The organism is Dokdonella koreensis DS-123, from assembly GCF_001632775.1.
Classification (GTDB): Bacteria; Pseudomonadota; Gammaproteobacteria; order Xanthomonadales; family Rhodanobacteraceae; genus Dokdonella; species Dokdonella koreensis.
Map to the genome: position 1 here is coordinate 4,061,631 of NZ_CP015249.1, position 15,024 is coordinate 4,076,654.

Genomic DNA, 15,024 nt, shown 5'->3' on the forward strand with positions numbered 1-15,024 from the left:
ATGGGAGGCCGCAACGGGCGAAGGACGGAACGGCGCAGCGGCTGCCCGCCGGCGAGCAGCCGGCGGGCAGCGCTCGACGCCGTCAGCGCTCGATCAGCGCCTCGGCAGGCGCCGTCTCGGCCACCAGCCACGACGGCGGATCGCCGTACTTGTACAGGCGGTACCAGGCCTCGCTGTCGCGCGCGTCGTACAGGTCGAGCAGGCGGATCACCTCGCGGGCGAACTCGACGCCGCCGAAGGCACTGGCGGTGATGAGGTTGGCGTCGCCGACCGCCAGCGCACTGGCATCGAACTGTGCGGACCCGGCATAGCCGGGCTCGAAGGTCTCGATGTAGCCGGGGTAGTTGGCGGTGTGCCAGCGCCGTTCGAGCAGGCCGGCACGCGCCAGCGCCAGCACGCCGGCGCAGAGCGCGCCGATCGCCATGCCCTTCGCCAGCCACTGCGGCAGTGCCGCGACCAGCGCGCCGTTCTCGCCGCGCTCCCAGGCGGTGCCGCCGGGGAGGATCAGGAGGGCGCCGTGGCGGCTGTCGACCTCATCGACCGTGAGGTCCGGCATCACCGTCAGTCCACCCATGGACTGCACGGGCGCGCGGCGCAGGCCGACCGTGCGCACCCGGTAGTCGCCGGGACGACGGATCTCGCACAGCGCCAGGGCGGCTCCCCAATCGGCGAAGCCGTCGAAAACGAAGAAATAGACGATGTTGCGCATGGGGGTTTCCTCGAGCGGGGTGGAATGGCATCGCCGGCCGGACGCCGGAGCGCCGGCGGCCGCAGGGCCGTCGGCGCGACGTGTTGGGTACGACGATAGGGAGGGCCTGCTGACAACGGGGTGTCAGCAGGCGAACGGACCGCCGGGGACCGACGCGGCCCGGACGGGCTGGCGGCAGCGACTGGGGCACCGGTGGTCGGGTATCACGCAGCGTAGCGACGGGCCGTCTGGGTGCGAATACCCGATCCTCGGCCATCCTTGCCTATTCGGCGTGACGTCCGCTCGACGCAGGTTCAGGCACGGACGAGCAGAACGAAGGTCGGTTCCCAGCGAGGGCACGGCGATGAAACAGCGACGCGTCTTTTCCGTGAACGATGTGACGGCCGCCGAGACCGCCGTCGCCGCCGCCCGATCGGCCGGCGCGGACGATGGCGATGTCTCGCTGATCGCGCGCTCGGACATCGAGCTGCGGCAGATCCACGACGACCGCATCAACGTCGAGAGCGACCTGGTGCCGGCGGCCCTGCGTGGTGCGGCCGGCGGCGGCGCGATGGGCCTGCTGGCGGGCCTCGCCGCGATCACCGTGCCGGCCGTCGGCATCACGGTCGCCGGTGTCGCCCTGCTGACCCTGGCCGGGGCGGCCGTCGGCAGCTGGAGCTCGGCGCTGATCGGATCGACGGTACCCAATCCGATCCGCCGGCAGTTCGAGGCGGAGATCGAGGCCGGCCGCATCCTGGTCGTCGTCGATGTCGACACCGGACAACTGCCGCGCATCGAGGCGGCGCTGGCCGCCGCCGGCGCACGCGAGCTGCCGTTCGAGGCGACCTCCGCGTTGAGCTGAGCCGCCTGATTCACCGTGGAGCCATTCGCGCTGGGCCACCCTGCCCGCTCGCCGCTGCCCGGAGAGCCGCATGCCCCCGATCCGCAGATCCCCCGACCGCATCGCACGCGCCCAGGTCCGTCGGCACGCTGCCGGCAGCCGCATGCCGGCCACCGGATGGCCGTCATGAGGCGGCTCGGCAAGAGCGGCATCGCCCTGGTCGTCCTCGTGCTGGTCCTGGTGGCGGCCCGGCTGGCGCTGCCGCCGGTGCTCAAGAGCGTGGTCAACAGCCGGCTCGCGACGATGGGGACCTACCACGGCCATGTCGCGGACCTGGACCTCAGCCTCTGGCGCGGCGCCTACCGCCTGCAGGGCCTGCGCATCGCCAAGGACGGCGTGCCGGTGCCGCTGCTGGACGCACCGGACGTGGACATCCTGGTCAGCTGGCGTGCCCTGCTCAAGGGCGCCGTGGTCGCCGAGGTCGCCTTCCAGGCGCCGACCGTGCATTTCGTCGACGGGCGCACCCCGGCCGAGAGCCAGACCGGTGCCGGCGTCAACTGGCGCGACCGGCTGGATGCGCTGGTGCCGATCCGCATCGACGCGATCCGCATCCACGACGGCACCGTGGTGTTCCACAACTTCGTCTCCGATCCACCGGTAGACCTGCGCGCCACCGCCGTGGAGGCGACGATCGACAACCTGACCAATGTCCGCGACGAAGCCGGTGCGCGCGTCGCCGGGCTGACGGCACAGGGCCGCCTGTTCGGCGACGCCGCGCTGGAGGCCAAGGCACGCTTCGACCCGTTCGGCCGCATGGACGAGTTCGAGCTGGCGCTGCGCGTGCTCGGCATCGACCTCACGCACATCAACGACCTCGCCCAGGCCTATGCCAACCTCGACATCGAGTCGGGCAACGGCGAGATCGTCCTGGAGCTGGAAGCCGCCCACGGACGCCTGACCGGCTACGCCAAGCCGCTGTTCCAGCAGCTCAAGATCTTCAGTTGGCGCGAGGACGTCGGCAAGGACGGCAAGAACCCGTTCCGCATCGCCTGGGAGGCGATCGTGCAGGGCGTGGTGACGGTGTTCAAGAACCACCCGGCCGACCAGTTCGGCACGCGCATCCCGATCAGCGGGTCGATCGACGATGCCGACCTCAGCACCTGGGCCGCCGTCGTCGGCGTGCTGCGCAACGCCTTCGTCGAGGCGCTGACGCCGTACTTCGAGGATCTGCGGCCGCGATCGCGCGGCGAGGGGGACTGACCGTGCGCGGCGCTGGCAGAACGGCGCGGCCGCACCGGCCGGCGTGTCAGTCGATCAGCGTCTTGCGCACCACGTGCGAGATGCGCCGCCCGTCCCAGTAGTAGCCCAGGTGCTGCGTCTGCCGGCACGGCCCGACCTGATCCGGCCAGAACGCCGCGATGCACTCCCCACCGGCATGGCGCACGCTGTCATAGACCAGGCCGTTCGACCCGGCCTCGCGCAGGCGCCGGCCGAGCGCCCGGCCGGCAGCGTAGTCGTCGGGATCGTGTGCCTGCGGGTAGCCGCCGCGCAGGTCGTGGAACTGCGCGCGGACGTCCATGGCATAGCAGCGCATGGTGAGCTCGATCGGCGGCTCGCGCGTGCTCGCCAGGAAGCGCTCGCGGTGGTAACGCGTTTCCTCGATGGCGGTCTCGATCGCCCGTGCCGCGTAGAAGACGCCATAGCTGCCATCGGAAAACCGGCTGCCGGCCGGATCGACGTGCGTGAAGGCGGCCATCACCGGCGTCGTGCCCGGCCCGGAGACACGACGCGCCGCCGGCACCTGCGCCAGCTGGCCCAGTTCCTCGCGCAGGCGCGGATTGGTCAGCCCCTCCAGCACCGCCAGCGCCTCGTAGTCGGCCGGATCGGCAATCCGGTCCCAGAGGCTGACCGGCGGGAAGCGGCTGGAGACGATCCGGTGCGCCGGCCGCCATTGGACGTTGGCGATGGGCATGGACGCGGCCATCAGCCCCACCCGCCACGCTGGGCGTCCAGGTACTGGCGCACGACGTACAGATCGGCCACGTTGCCCGACAGCATCCGTTCCAGCGCGCTGGTGCCGGCGAACGGCTCGGCCTGGTTCGGCTTGCGCACCCAGGCATCGGCGCGGACCGGATCCGGGAACAGGATCTGCAAGGCCTTGTAGATGCCGAGCACGTAACTGATGCGCTCGTGCACGTCGCGCGGCAAGGCACCCTCGCGCGCGCGCTTCCATTTGAAGAACGTCGATTCGGGCGGACTGCCGAGCAGGACGCGCTGCTCGGCCGCCTTGAGTCCCCACAGCTCCGCGATGCGGAAGAACGCCCGCAAGGCCGGCCCCGAAAGCATCCGGGGATCGGCGTCAGGCGGAGCGGACAGGGCGGAGCGGACGGGCGTCATGGGTACCTCGGCTCACAATCTAGCTTCATATGGAGAGAAATTCAATATTTACTGTCCATGTGGAGTCAGTGGGCCGGACTTCAATCCCCGGCGCTGCAGCGCGCGCCAGCGCGCTCCGCCCGTCGGCCGCCAGCCGGCGCGTCAGCTCGCCGGCCGGCAGCTCGACCGCCAGGGCCCGCGCCTGGCCGGACCACAAGGAGGTGAAGTCGCCGGCCGCATCGGTCGCGCGCAGCGGCGCCAATGCGGCACCGGCCAGCGGAAACGGCGGCACCCCGGGGTCGAGCGGCCCCTGTTCGCGCATCAGGCGATTGACGATGCCGCGGGCGGGCCGGCCGCTGAACAGGTTGGTCAGGGCCGTGTCGGCGTCGCCGCCGGCACGCAGTGCCGCGCGATGTGCCGGCGTCACGCTCGCTTCCGGGCAGAACAGGTAGGCGGTGCCGACCTGCACCGCCGAGGCGCCGAGCACGAAGGCGGCCGCCACCCCACGGCCGTCGGCGATGCCGCCCGCCGCGATCACCGGCACGTCCACCGCATCGACCACTTGCGGCAGCAAGGCGAAGGTGCCGACCTGGGTCGTGACGTCGTCGGTCAGGAACAGGCCGCGATGGCCGCCGGCTTCCGCACCCTGCGCGATCACCGCGTCCACGCCACGCTCGGCCAGCCAGCGCGCTTCGCGTACCGTCGTGGCCGAGGCGATCACCTTGGCGCCGGCCGCGCGCACACGCGCCAGGAGATCCGCCGGCGGCAAACCGAAATGAAAGCTGACGACCTCCGGGCAGGCCTCCTCCACGAAGGCGCACGCCGCCGCATCGAACGGCTGCCGGCCGGCGTCGCCGAGCGCCTCCGGCGGCACCACGCCACGCTCTGCGTAGTACGGCGCCAGCCGGTCGCGCCACGCACGCAACCGCGCCGCATCCACCGGCGGCAGCGCATGACAGAAGAAATTGAGATTGAGCGGGCGACGCGTCCGCGCGCGAAACGCGGCCACCTCGGCACGCGCCTGGTCGAGTGCGATCGCCGCGCAGGGAATCGCCCCGAGACCGCCGGCCTCGGCCACGGCGACGGCCAACGCCGACAAGCCGGCACCCGCCATCGGTGCCTGGAGAATCGGCAACGCGATGCCGAACAGTTTCAGCGCACGCATGTCGGGCCATGACGTGTCTTCTGACATCTCGCTACCTCGCCTGCGGCTGCACCGACCCAGCATACGGCGTCATCGGCCGGCATGCGGGAGGCACGCGGCCCGGGCCGGCCACGACACGCGGGCATGACGCCGAAGACGACCGGACAAGACCGGGGCTATCGGTGCCGGTGCCGTGCGGCCCGTGCGGAACCAATGCCGCCGGATGGCCTCTTTCTCCCACCGTGCACACACCGGAGCGCCGATGTTTCGTCCAGCCCTCGTGCTCGTGCTGTCCGCCGCGCCGGTGGCCGGCCAGGCCGCACCCGACCTGGCACCACCCGAACAACGCGCCACGCGCATCCACGTCGACAAGTCCGACCGGCGCATGACGCTCTACCGCGGCGACGAGGCGATCGCCCGCTATGCGGTACGGCTCGGCGACGCGCCGCACGGCCACAAGCAACGGGAAGGCGACGAGCGCACGCCCGAAGGCGACTACACCATCAACGGACGCAATCCCAACAGCCGGTTCCACCTGAGCCTGCGCATTTCGTATCCGAGCGCGACGGACCGGCGCCGCGCGCGGGAGGGCGGCTATCCGCCCGGCGGCGACATCATGATCCACGGCGGCAACGCGGGGTACCGCGCGTTCGACTGGACCGACGGCTGCATCGCCGTGACCAACGCGGAAATGGACCGGGTCTACGCGCTGGTGCCGAACGGAACGCCGATCCACATCGATCCGTAAGGCCACCGCTCTTGTCGCACGCCTCGTTGTCCGGTCGCCGATCGGCCGCCACAACCGGCTAGCCTTCTTCCTCGACCAGCGCGCACAACCGCGCGATCGCCGCATCCCATTGCAGCGCGATCTGGTCCAGGTAGCGACGCACGTCGTCCAGCCGATGCGGCTGGAGCTGCCAGACGCGCTCGCGGCCGCTGCGCTCGCCGCGTACCAGACCGGCGTCGGACAAGGCGACCAGGTGCTTGGTGACGGCCTGGCGCGAGATGTTCGCGCCTTCGGTCAGCCGCACGATCGACAACGGCCCGTCCTCACACAAGCGCGAGACGATGGTGAGCCGCGCCGGGTCGCCGAGGGCGGCGAACAACGGCGCGGCGTCGATCAAGCGGGCAGCGGAAGCACGCGGCATGGACGGCGCATCATGCCTCAAGCGGTTTGCGCGAGGTACTTCTCGATCAGCCGCACCTGCTCGGTCCAGCCCTGGTCGTTGGATGCGAATGCCTGGGCGCGTCGGGCCAGCGGGATCTGGTCGAAGCCCGATTCGGTGATCGTCAGCAGCGTTCCCTCCGGCGCGTCGGCCAGCTCGAACACGACCAGGGTCATCGGCTCCTTCGCATAATCCGCATCGGGCTCGACGGCACACGGGTGCCAGCGGAACGAGAACACCTGCATCGGTTCGATACGGTCGACGTGAAAGTCGAATTCCATGCCGGCGTAGCAACTCTGCTGGCGGCCTATCTCGGCATCCACCGTGGTCGGCACCAGCCGACCGCCGACGCGGACGCCGGGCTCGAACGGACCTTCGATCTCGACGCCGAACCAGGTCCCGAACCGGGACGAATCGGCAATGGCCTGCCACACCCGCTCGCGTGGGGCCTTCAGTACGACACGCTTCTGGATGCGATCGGTGGAGTGGGTGGTATCGTTCATATGCAACCTCCTGGTTGCTCGTACCCTACGCCGACCGCCGCAACAATGCAACCTAAAGGTTGCTCTTATGACATCGGCCTGGCTGCCGAATCATGCCGGTGCGCGACCGCCGCAACCCGACGGGAGCATTCTGCCGCCGGGGCCTCACGTCGGCATCGACGATGGGTGCCGACACGGACGAAAGCGCGTGTCTCGGGACCTGCGAACGCCGGACACGCGGCCTTCCGATCCCGGCCATCGGCCATGCCCGGTCGGATCGATCGCACGAACGCCCCGTTCCTGCGCCTGCGGCCGTCGTGCTGCAGACCTAGCGTGCCCGCACCGGATAAGGTCCCTCGGCGAAGGTCTCGGCGTGATAACCCTTGGCGCCGACCGCACGGGCCAGGGGACTGCGAACGTCCTCGCCGGCCCGCAGCCGGTCGATCACATACGAAAAGTCGTAGCGCGGATGCCAGTCGAGGTCGGTCCGCGCGCGCGCATTGTCGTAGACGCGGTCGATCTGCGGCGCCATGGTCCAGCCACGTCGGGCGTACTCGGGCGCATAGGCGGGCACGCGACGCAGGACCACGCCCGGCGCATCGGTACGCAAGGCCGGCATGTCCGCCGGGGCGAACGGCGTGGTCGCGCTGACGATGTACCTGCCGAAGCCGAGCCGCGGCGCGCAGGCCGCCGCGCGCAGGTGCGCCTGGACGATGTCTTCCAGGTCGGCCCGCCGGTGCAGGTACTCGTTGGCCTTGAGGTTGGCGTCGGCATAGGCATCGCGGGCCGCCGGGTCGTCGTCGGCTTCCGGGAAGAAGCGCGACGTGCGCAGCACGATGCAGGCCAGCCCATCGTGGCGGTGGAGCAGTTGGCACAGGTCCTCGGCCGCGGCCTTCGTCACGCCGTAGATGTTCTTCGGAACCGGAACCACGTCCTCGGTCACCCAGGCTGCCGGTGCGTCCGGCGCCGGCGTCAGCGCGCCGCCGAAGACACTCGTCGTGCTGGTGTAGACGAAGGCGTCCACGCCGGCCGTCACCGCTTCTTCGAGCAGGTTCAGCGTGCCGGTGATGGTGGTGTCGATGAAATCCTGCCGCGCATGCGTGGCGACGTGCGGCTTGTGCAGCGTGGCCGCATGGAAGACGGTCCGCACGCCCCGCAGGCAGCGCGCCACGAAAGCGCGATCGGTGATCGAGCCGACATGGGTCGTGAACGGCGATGCGAGACGGTCGAGGCCGACGGGGTTCCTTCCCTGGGCAACCAGGGTGCGCATCAGCGCTTCGCCGAGGTGGCCGGCACTGCCGGTGACGAGGATACCCATGCTCCGATCCCGCTGCGGGCGAAAGCACCGATTCTGCAGCATCGTCGGCGACGTTCGCATCCCGGCGTATCGAACAAGACCGCACCGACCGCTTCGCGCGAACGCGCGGGCCGCCCGGCGTTGCCGGCCGGCCGCAGGCGACCGCCGCCCATGACCGCAGAACGGCCTCAGGCGACGGATGCGATCACGCCGCCGATGCTCGCCCGGCCATGCGCGTCCGGCACGGTCGCTGCGGCACCGCCGCCTCCGCGGGCGGTACGACCCGGATCACCAGCTCGCCGTCGGCAATCGTGACGACGGCCTTGCTGCCGACCTTGAATCCGGCGTCCGCCAGCCATTGCCCGCCCAGCTTCAAGACCGGCACCTGGCGAGGCAGCCATTGTCCCTTGAGCGGGCGATAGTGGTCGTAGCCAATCGTCAGCTGATTGGGCTTGCAGGCCTTTTGCGGCCAGATCTGGCGGGAGGGGTCGATCATGATCACGTCCTGGTCTGTGGGGCGCCCGTCCGTACGATCACCTGCCCGGACGCCGGAACGTCCGCACCGGCATGCCTTCGGGCGCAGGGGTGGCGACCGGGACTGTGCGATCGACGTGTCTCAGAACCCGCGACACGGGCGCCGGCTGGCTGGCGCCGCGCGGCAGCGCTCAGCGATCCAGGCATCCGCGCAGCGCCCGCGCAGCCGCCGGGTTGCGCACCTTGGCGGCGCTGATGAAATAGACGAACACATCGCGCCGGCTGGCCGGGGTGGCCGCCTGCACCGCCTGGACGTACGGCAGATCGGCCGGCGCCGTGCCGGCGGCCCAGGCGCGTGCACGCGTGGCCCAGGCGTCCAGCTCCGCGGCGGGGTAGCCGGTGGTCACCGCTTCGCGGCTGCGCATCAGTCGGGCATAGACGACGTCGCCGGTGAGGTCGGCGAAGGACGGGTAGTCCGGGGAATCGGTGAAGACCGTGGGCAGGCGGTGCGCGCGTGCCAGGGCGAGGTAGCGGTCGCACTGGAAGCTGGGATGGCGTACTTCCAGCACGTGCCGCAGCGGCACGCCGTCCAGCGTGCGCGGCAGCAGATCGAGAAAGGCCGAGAAATCGTCCGGATCGAAGCGGCGCTGCGGCCGGAACTGCCAGAGGATCGGACCGAGCCGGTCGCCCAGCTCGGCCAGCCCGCCGGAGACGAAGGCGTCGATCGTCCGGCCGGTATCGGCCAGCCGGCGCGCTTCGGTGCAATAGCGCGGCGCCTTGAGCGAGAACACGAAACCGGCGGGTGTCTCCGCGTGCCAGCGCGCATAGGTGGCGGGCTTCTGTGCGCCGTAGTACGTGCCGTTGACCTCGATCGCGTCCAACTGCCGGCTGGCGTACTCCAGCTCGCGCTTGTGCGCCAGCCCGGCCGGGTAGAACACGCCGCGCCAGGGTGCATAGGTCCAGCCACCGATGCCGGTGCGGATGGCGTCCGGCAGCGAGGCGGCCGGTTTCGTCGCGAACAGGTCCGGGTGCATGGCAGGCGTGGCGTGACGGCGGAAGCTGCGATTGTCCCGCGCCGGGAGTCCCGCCGGAACCGCTGCCGGGCAGCCGCCTCAGGCCGGCTTCAGCCGCCGGCGCCACCCGGCAGCGGCGGCGCCCACCGCGCAGGCCGCGGCCACGTAGTAGACGGCGGCGTTGGGTTCGCTGCGCAGCCAGAACGCGACCGCCAACGGCGTCAGGCCGCCGGAGATCGCATAGGCCACGTTGTAGGCGAAGGAAATGCCCGAGTAGCGGATCGCCGCCGGGAAGGCCTGCACCATCGCCGTCGGCACCACGCCGACCACACCGACGCAGAAGCCAGCGGCCGCGTACAACCCCATGATCTGGTGCGGCGCGCTGCGCAGCCCCAGGTACAGCACGGCGGTCGCGCCGGCCAGCACGGCGGCGCCGATCACCAGCACTCGACGTACGCCGAACCGGTCCGCGGCAAGGCCGTAGACGATGCAGCCGGCGCACAGGGCCAGTGTCGCGGCACTGTTGGCCCGCGCGGCGACGGCGGCCGGAATCGCGAACAGGTTCTGTACCAGCGTCGGCGTCATCAGGATCACGACCACGATGCCGGCCGTCAGCAGCCAGGTCAGCAGCATCGAGACCGCCACGGCCTGCCGGTGGCCGCCCAGCACCTGCCGCAGCGGCAACCCCTCGACCAGTGCGCGCCGTTCCCGCAAGGCCTCGAACACCGGGGTCTCGTGCAGGAACCGGCGCAGCCAGACGGCCAGCAGGCCGAATACGCCGCCGAGCACGAACGGAATGCGCCAGGCTCCGTCCAGCACCGCCTGGTGGCTCCATGCGCTTTTGATGCCGCTGGCCACCAGCGAGCCGATCAGGATGCCCAGCGTCAACCCGGCCGTCAGCGTGCCGCAGGCCAGGCCCACGCGCGACGGCGGGACGTGCTCGGCGACGAAGACCCAGGCACCGGGCACTTCACCGCCCACGGCGGCGCCCTGCAACAGGCGCAGCACCAGCAACAGCAGCGGCGCGGCAATGCCGATGCTCGCATAGGTCGGCAGCAGCCCCATCAGCAGCGTGGGCACCGCCATCAGCAGCACGCTCAGCATGAACATCCGCTTGCGGCCCACGCGATCGCCGAAGTGCGCCATGACGATGCCGCCCAGCGGGCGCGCCAGGTAGCCGGCCGCGAAGATGCCGAAGGTCTGCAGCTGGCGCAGCCACTCGGGCAGGTCGGGCGGAAAGAACAGCTCCGCGATCGTCGCCGCGAAGAACACGAAGATGATGAAGTCGTAGAACTCCAGCGCGCCGCCGAGCGCCGCCAGCAGCAGTGTGCGGACGTCACGGCGGGCCAGCGTGCGGGGAGCGGGATCGGTCATCGGCGGATCGCGGATCGCAGGCGAAACGGCGCGCAGGTATACCATTTCGCCCGCCGGCAACGGGAGCGCTGCAGCGTCGGCCAGGACGGGGCCGGCACGGCGCGATTGACAGCGCGCGGCGGCGCCTGCATACCGCCAGGATCATGACGTCCGCCACCTACCGCTTCGGCGACTTCCGCCTCGACCCGGCCACCCGTACATTGAGCCGCGGCGGCGAGACGATCGCCCTGCCCTCCAAGGCCTTCGACTGCATCGTCTACCTGATCGAGCACCGCGATCGGGCGGTCGGTCGCGACGAGCTGATCGCGGCCGTCTGGGGCAAGGCCGAGCTCGGCGACAACGTGCTCGGCCAGACCGTGCTGTTCGCGCGGCGCGCGCTGGAGGATACCGGCAAGGAGCAGCATGCGATCCGCACGATCGTGCGCTACGGTTACCACTGGGTGGCGCCGGTCACGATCGAGACCGCACCGCAGGCCATGCCCGCGCACGCGTCGCCGCCGGCAGGGCCACAGGACGACGCGGCCATCGTCCCTGGTCTGGACCTTCCGGTTCCGGCTCCGGTGACGCACCGGCATCGGGCCGTCGCGCTTCGCGTCAGCCTCGCACTGGCCGCCGTCGCGCTGGCGATCGCCGGCGGCCTGTTCTGGCGCAGCGCCGCCGTGCCGGACCGCGCCACCGGGGCCACCGCGGGCCCGCCGGCGGCGCGGCCGGCCACGCTGGTGCTGCCGGCCACGGTCAGTGGCGACGCCGAAGCCGGCTGGGCTCGCCTGGGCGTCATGGACCTGGTGGCCGACCGCCTGCGCGCGGCGGGGCTGGCCGTGGTGCCGAGCGACAACGTCGTCGCGCTCGCGCGCGGCCTCGCGGCCGACGATCGCGGCGACGCGCTGCACGCGCTGGCGACGGCCGCCGCGGCCGGACTGGTCGTCGATGCGCGCGCCGATGCGCTGGCCGGCCACTGGCGCGTCTCGCTGCGGACCGTGCTCGGCCGCGAGCCGCCGATCGACGTCCAGGGCGAATCGCTGGACCTGCTGGCCGCGGCGCGGCTGGCCGGGGACCGGCTCGCGGCACGGCTGGGCGGCGATCAGGCGAGCACCACACCGGCCGCCGAGCCGGCGCTCGAGGACCTGCTGCAGCAGGTCGACGCGGCGATGCTGTCCGAACGGCTCGACAGCGCGCGCGTCCTGCTCGACCAGGCCGGCGCGGCCCTGCGCGCGGACCCGCAGCTGCGCTTTCGGCGGGCCCAGATCGACTACCAGGCCGGCCAATCCGCCGCGGCCGAAGCCGGCTTCGCCGACCTCGTCGCCACCGTGCCGGCCGAGCAGGATCCGATCATCCATGCCCGTGCGCTGCATGGCCTGGGCATCCTGGCGATGCAGCGCGGCGACAGCGCGGCCGCCCTGCCGCGCCTGGATGCCGCGATCGACCTGCTCCGCGATCGCTCGGTGCCCGACCTGCTCGGCAAGGCCTACAACAGCCGCGCCGGTGCACATGCGGTACGGCGCGAGAACGCCGCCGCGCTCGCGGATTTCGCGGCGGCGCGCAGCGCACTGGAAGCGGCCGGCGACGGCCTGGCACTGGCGGTCCTCGATGCCAACCTCGGCGCCTTCGACCTGCTGCGCGACCGTCACGCCGAAGCGGTCGATGCACTCGACCGGGCCATCGGCCGCTTCGCCGCCTTCCGCCTCTACGCCGCCGAACTCAACGCCCGTGACGCGGCTGCGCAGGCGCAGCTGATCCTGCTGCGGCCCGACGCGGCGCTGGCCTCCGATGCGCGGCTGCACGAGCTGGCCAGCCAGGTGGCCGATCCGCAGCGCCGCCTCGCCGCGGAACTCACCCGCGCGCAGGTCCTGGCCGCCAACGGCCGGCTGGCCGACGCCCAGGCCCTGCTGGCGCTGGCCACCGCCGATCCGGCCGCCTCACCGGCCCTCCGCGCGCGCGCCGCGGCGATCGCGGCGCGCCTGGCGCTGGCGGCCGAGGCGCCGGCCGAGGCGGAACGGCTCGCCACCGAAGCACTGCCGACCCTCCCGGACAGCGACGACGCCCGCCTGGCCGAACAGACCTGGATCACCTTGCTGCGTGCACAGCAGGCGCTCGGCGAAGTCGCGGCGGCAGCCGCGACGGTCGCCCGGATCGACGCCCGGGCGGCGAGGCTGGACACACCGCCCGCGCATCTGCTTGCACGGCTGGCCGCTGCCGAGCACGCCGCCGATGCCGGCATCGCCATGGCCGGGTTCGAGCAGGCACTGGCCGCGGCGGACGAGGGCCGGACGCCGCTGGACGTCCTGCTGGTGGCGCAGGGCTATGCGCAGCGGCTGATCGCGGCCGGCTTGCCGGGGCAGGCCGCACCGCTGGCCGAGCGGGTACGCGGCTTCGCCGATCACGACTACGAAGCCGCCCTGCTGCAACTGCGCGTTTATCACGCGCTCGGCCAGACCGCCGCCTGGAACGGCGCGCTCGCGCGCTGCCGGCGGTTGGCCGGCGAACGGGTACTGCCGGCCCGCCTCCTCGTCGCACCCTGAGCGGCAGCGTCACGGCGCCGGTCCCACCCGATCGAGAGCGTGATCGCCGGCGCCCGGCACGGCCGGGACGACCGTTTTACGGGAAACGAATGCCGCTTTGATCGAATACGGATGCGCGGGCACCGCCCGGCCCCCAGGCTCGGGAATCCGTTTCCGGCCGTTTCGCAAGGAGAATCGTCGATGGTGCGTCGTTACCTGTCCGTCCTGTTCTGTGTCGCCGCCGGCGCAGCGCCCTTGGCCGTGGGGGCGGCCGACGGCGTGCTGGACCCGAGCTTCGGCACCGACGGCGCCACCTTCGTCGTGCCGGACGGCGTCGAAGGGCACGAGCTGCGTGCCAACGCGGCGGTCACGCTGCCCGACGGGAGCGTGCTGGTCGGCGGCTCGCGCAACAAGTTCATCAACGGCAGCCCCGACCCGCACATGCGCGGCACGCTGGTGCACCTGCGCGCCGACGGCGCGGTCGATACCGACTTCGGCAACATCCCCGGCATTCCCGGCCTACGGGTACTGCCCGACATCCAGCCGGGCACGCAGATGCAGATCGTCGAGGCGGTCGTGCCGCTGGAGGACGGCTCGATCCTGCTGGCCGGCAGCGCCGAGGCCTTCGGCCCGCTCACCGGCTTCATCGTCAAGCTCGGCGCCGACGGCGACCTCGACCCGGCCTTCGGCGAAGACGGCATCGTGCGCGTCACCGGCACGTACGTCCATGCGCTCGGCGTCGACGACCAGGGCCGCATCGTGGCCGCCGGCGAGCGCAGCAGCCCGGGCCTGGACCGCGCGATCCTCGCGCGGTTCGATGGTTCCGGCCAGCCCGATCCCGGCTTCGGCACCGACGGTATCGTCGCGCTCGGCGCCGAGGACGAGAGCGGCTACCTGCGTACGCTGGCGATCACCGGCGACGGCGCCATCGTCGCCGGCGGCATGGCCGCGGTGCCGGACGAGATCTTCGGCAGCATCTACACGTTCCTGATCGTGCGCCTGGGCGCCGACGGGCAGCCCGACGCGGGCTTCGGCGAGAACGGCCGGCGCACCTTCGTCCTGCCGGCCAGCACCTCGCCCTACAACGGCGTCAACCGGCTGGTGGTGGATGCCGGCGGCCGGATCGTCTTCGGCGGCTACTACCAGGACGACGCCAGCGAGGTGCAGGTGGTCTTCGGCCGCCTCACGGCCGACGGCAGCGACGACGCCACGTTCGGTGACCCGGCCATGCCCGGCTATCGGCCGGTCGCCCTCGCGACCGGCGCCTGGAACCGCTACGTCAGCGGCCTGGCGCGGCAGAGCGACGGCAAGCTGGTCGCTTCGATCACCTATGCGATTCCCGATGTCCGCCAGGGCTTCATGGCCGTGCGGCTCGGCGCCGACGGTGCGCTCGACGGCGGTTTCGGCCAGGACGGCGTGTTCCAGCTCGACCTGGCGCCCAGCGGCATCTACAGCGATTCCACCGCGCTCACGCTGCAGGGCGGCCGGGCCGTTCTCGCCGGTGCCAGCCAGCGCGCCACCGGCTCGCGGCTGGTGGATCTGGGCATCGTGCGGCTCGAGAACGACGGCATCTTCACTGCCCGCTTCGACGACTGATGCGCCGACGCGAACCGGCCGTCGGCGACGGCGGCCGGCTCGCATCGCCCGGGCCGGTCCCGCTCACGCGGGGCC

15 protein-coding genes are annotated in these 15,024 nt (G+C 71.8%); 5 read left to right on the top strand and 10 right to left on the bottom strand.

The annotated features are described in order from the left end of the window. Positions 1–82 precede the first annotated feature (82 nt). A complete protein-coding gene (locus I596_RS16575; protein WP_067650480.1) occupies positions 83–709 on the bottom strand; it encodes a DJ-1/PfpI family protein in 627 nt (208 codons plus the stop codon). Between the two features lie 343 nt (positions 710–1,052). On the opposite strand from I596_RS16575, the gene I596_RS16580 reads away from it, so the two are divergent. Further along, entirely contained in the window at positions 1,053–1,550 is a 498-nt protein-coding gene (locus I596_RS16580; protein ID WP_067650483.1) for a hypothetical protein, read from the top strand. 165 nt (positions 1,551–1,715) lie between these two features. Then, the gene (locus tag I596_RS16585) at positions 1,716–2,789 is read left to right on the top strand and encodes a DUF748 domain-containing protein (protein ID WP_067652190.1); all 1,074 of its coding nucleotides are present in this window, start codon (positions 1,716–1,718) and stop codon (positions 2,787–2,789) included. A gap of 46 nt (positions 2,790–2,835) precedes the next feature. Here the strand turns inward: I596_RS16585 and I596_RS16590 are convergent, their stop codons facing one another. From I596_RS16590 to I596_RS16600, 3 genes are all read right to left on the bottom strand, one after another. Continuing rightward, positions 2,836–3,501, bottom strand: a complete 666-nt coding sequence (locus tag I596_RS16590) for an RES family NAD+ phosphorylase (protein WP_223303858.1) — start codon at positions 3,499–3,501, stop codon at positions 2,836–2,838. A gap of 11 nt (positions 3,502–3,512) precedes the next feature. After that, positions 3,513–3,875 carry an MbcA/ParS/Xre antitoxin family protein gene (locus I596_RS16595; RefSeq protein ID WP_425478782.1) on the bottom strand — a complete coding sequence of 121 codons (363 nt, stop codon included), beginning with the start codon at positions 3,873–3,875 and terminating at the stop codon, positions 3,513–3,515. A 76-nt stretch (positions 3,876–3,951) separates the two neighbouring features. After that, positions 3,952–5,070, bottom strand: a complete 1,119-nt coding sequence (locus I596_RS16600) for an NAD(P)H-dependent flavin oxidoreductase (protein WP_223303859.1) — start codon at positions 5,068–5,070, stop codon at positions 3,952–3,954. 241 nt (positions 5,071–5,311) lie between these two features. Between I596_RS16600 and I596_RS16605 the strand changes: the two genes are divergently transcribed. Next, positions 5,312–5,797, top strand: a complete 486-nt coding sequence (locus I596_RS16605; protein ID WP_067650495.1) for a L,D-transpeptidase family protein — start codon at positions 5,312–5,314, stop codon at positions 5,795–5,797. 58 nt (positions 5,798–5,855) lie between these two features. On the opposite strand, the gene I596_RS16610 is transcribed toward I596_RS16605, so the two are convergent. From I596_RS16610 to I596_RS16635, 6 genes are all read right to left on the bottom strand, one after another. Then, positions 5,856–6,197, bottom strand: coding sequence for an ArsR/SmtB family transcription factor (locus I596_RS16610; protein ID WP_067650497.1), 342 nt, complete (start codon positions 6,195–6,197; stop codon positions 5,856–5,858). Between the two features lie 17 nt (positions 6,198–6,214). Continuing rightward, entirely contained in the window at positions 6,215–6,718 is a 504-nt protein-coding gene (locus I596_RS16615) for an SRPBCC family protein (protein ID WP_067650500.1), read from the bottom strand. A 307-nt stretch (positions 6,719–7,025) separates the two neighbouring features. Then, on the bottom strand, positions 7,026–8,015 hold the full coding sequence (locus tag I596_RS16620; RefSeq protein WP_067650503.1) for an NAD-dependent epimerase/dehydratase family protein: 990 nt from the start codon (positions 8,013–8,015) through the stop codon (positions 7,026–7,028). 184 nt (positions 8,016–8,199) lie between these two features. After that, positions 8,200–8,490, bottom strand: coding sequence for a SymE family type I addiction module toxin (locus I596_RS16625; RefSeq protein WP_223303986.1), 291 nt, complete (start codon positions 8,488–8,490; stop codon positions 8,200–8,202). A gap of 169 nt (positions 8,491–8,659) precedes the next feature. After that, positions 8,660–9,502 (bottom strand): DUF72 domain-containing protein, encoded by an 843-nt coding sequence (locus I596_RS16630; RefSeq protein ID WP_067650509.1) that lies wholly within the window; start codon positions 9,500–9,502, stop codon positions 8,660–8,662. Positions 9,503–9,580: 78 nt separating this feature from the next. Further along, on the bottom strand, positions 9,581–10,855 hold the full coding sequence (locus I596_RS16635) for an MFS transporter (RefSeq protein WP_067652193.1): 1,275 nt from the start codon (positions 10,853–10,855) through the stop codon (positions 9,581–9,583). 143 nt (positions 10,856–10,998) lie between these two features. On the opposite strand from I596_RS16635, the gene I596_RS16640 reads away from it, so the two are divergent. Further along, on the top strand, positions 10,999–13,374 hold the full coding sequence (locus tag I596_RS16640) for a winged helix-turn-helix domain-containing protein (protein ID WP_067650512.1): 2,376 nt from the start codon (positions 10,999–11,001) through the stop codon (positions 13,372–13,374). Positions 13,375–13,554: 180 nt separating this feature from the next. After that, on the top strand, positions 13,555–14,949 hold the full coding sequence (locus I596_RS16645; protein WP_067650515.1) for an NHL repeat-containing protein: 1,395 nt from the start codon (positions 13,555–13,557) through the stop codon (positions 14,947–14,949). Positions 14,950–15,024 lie beyond the last annotated feature (75 nt).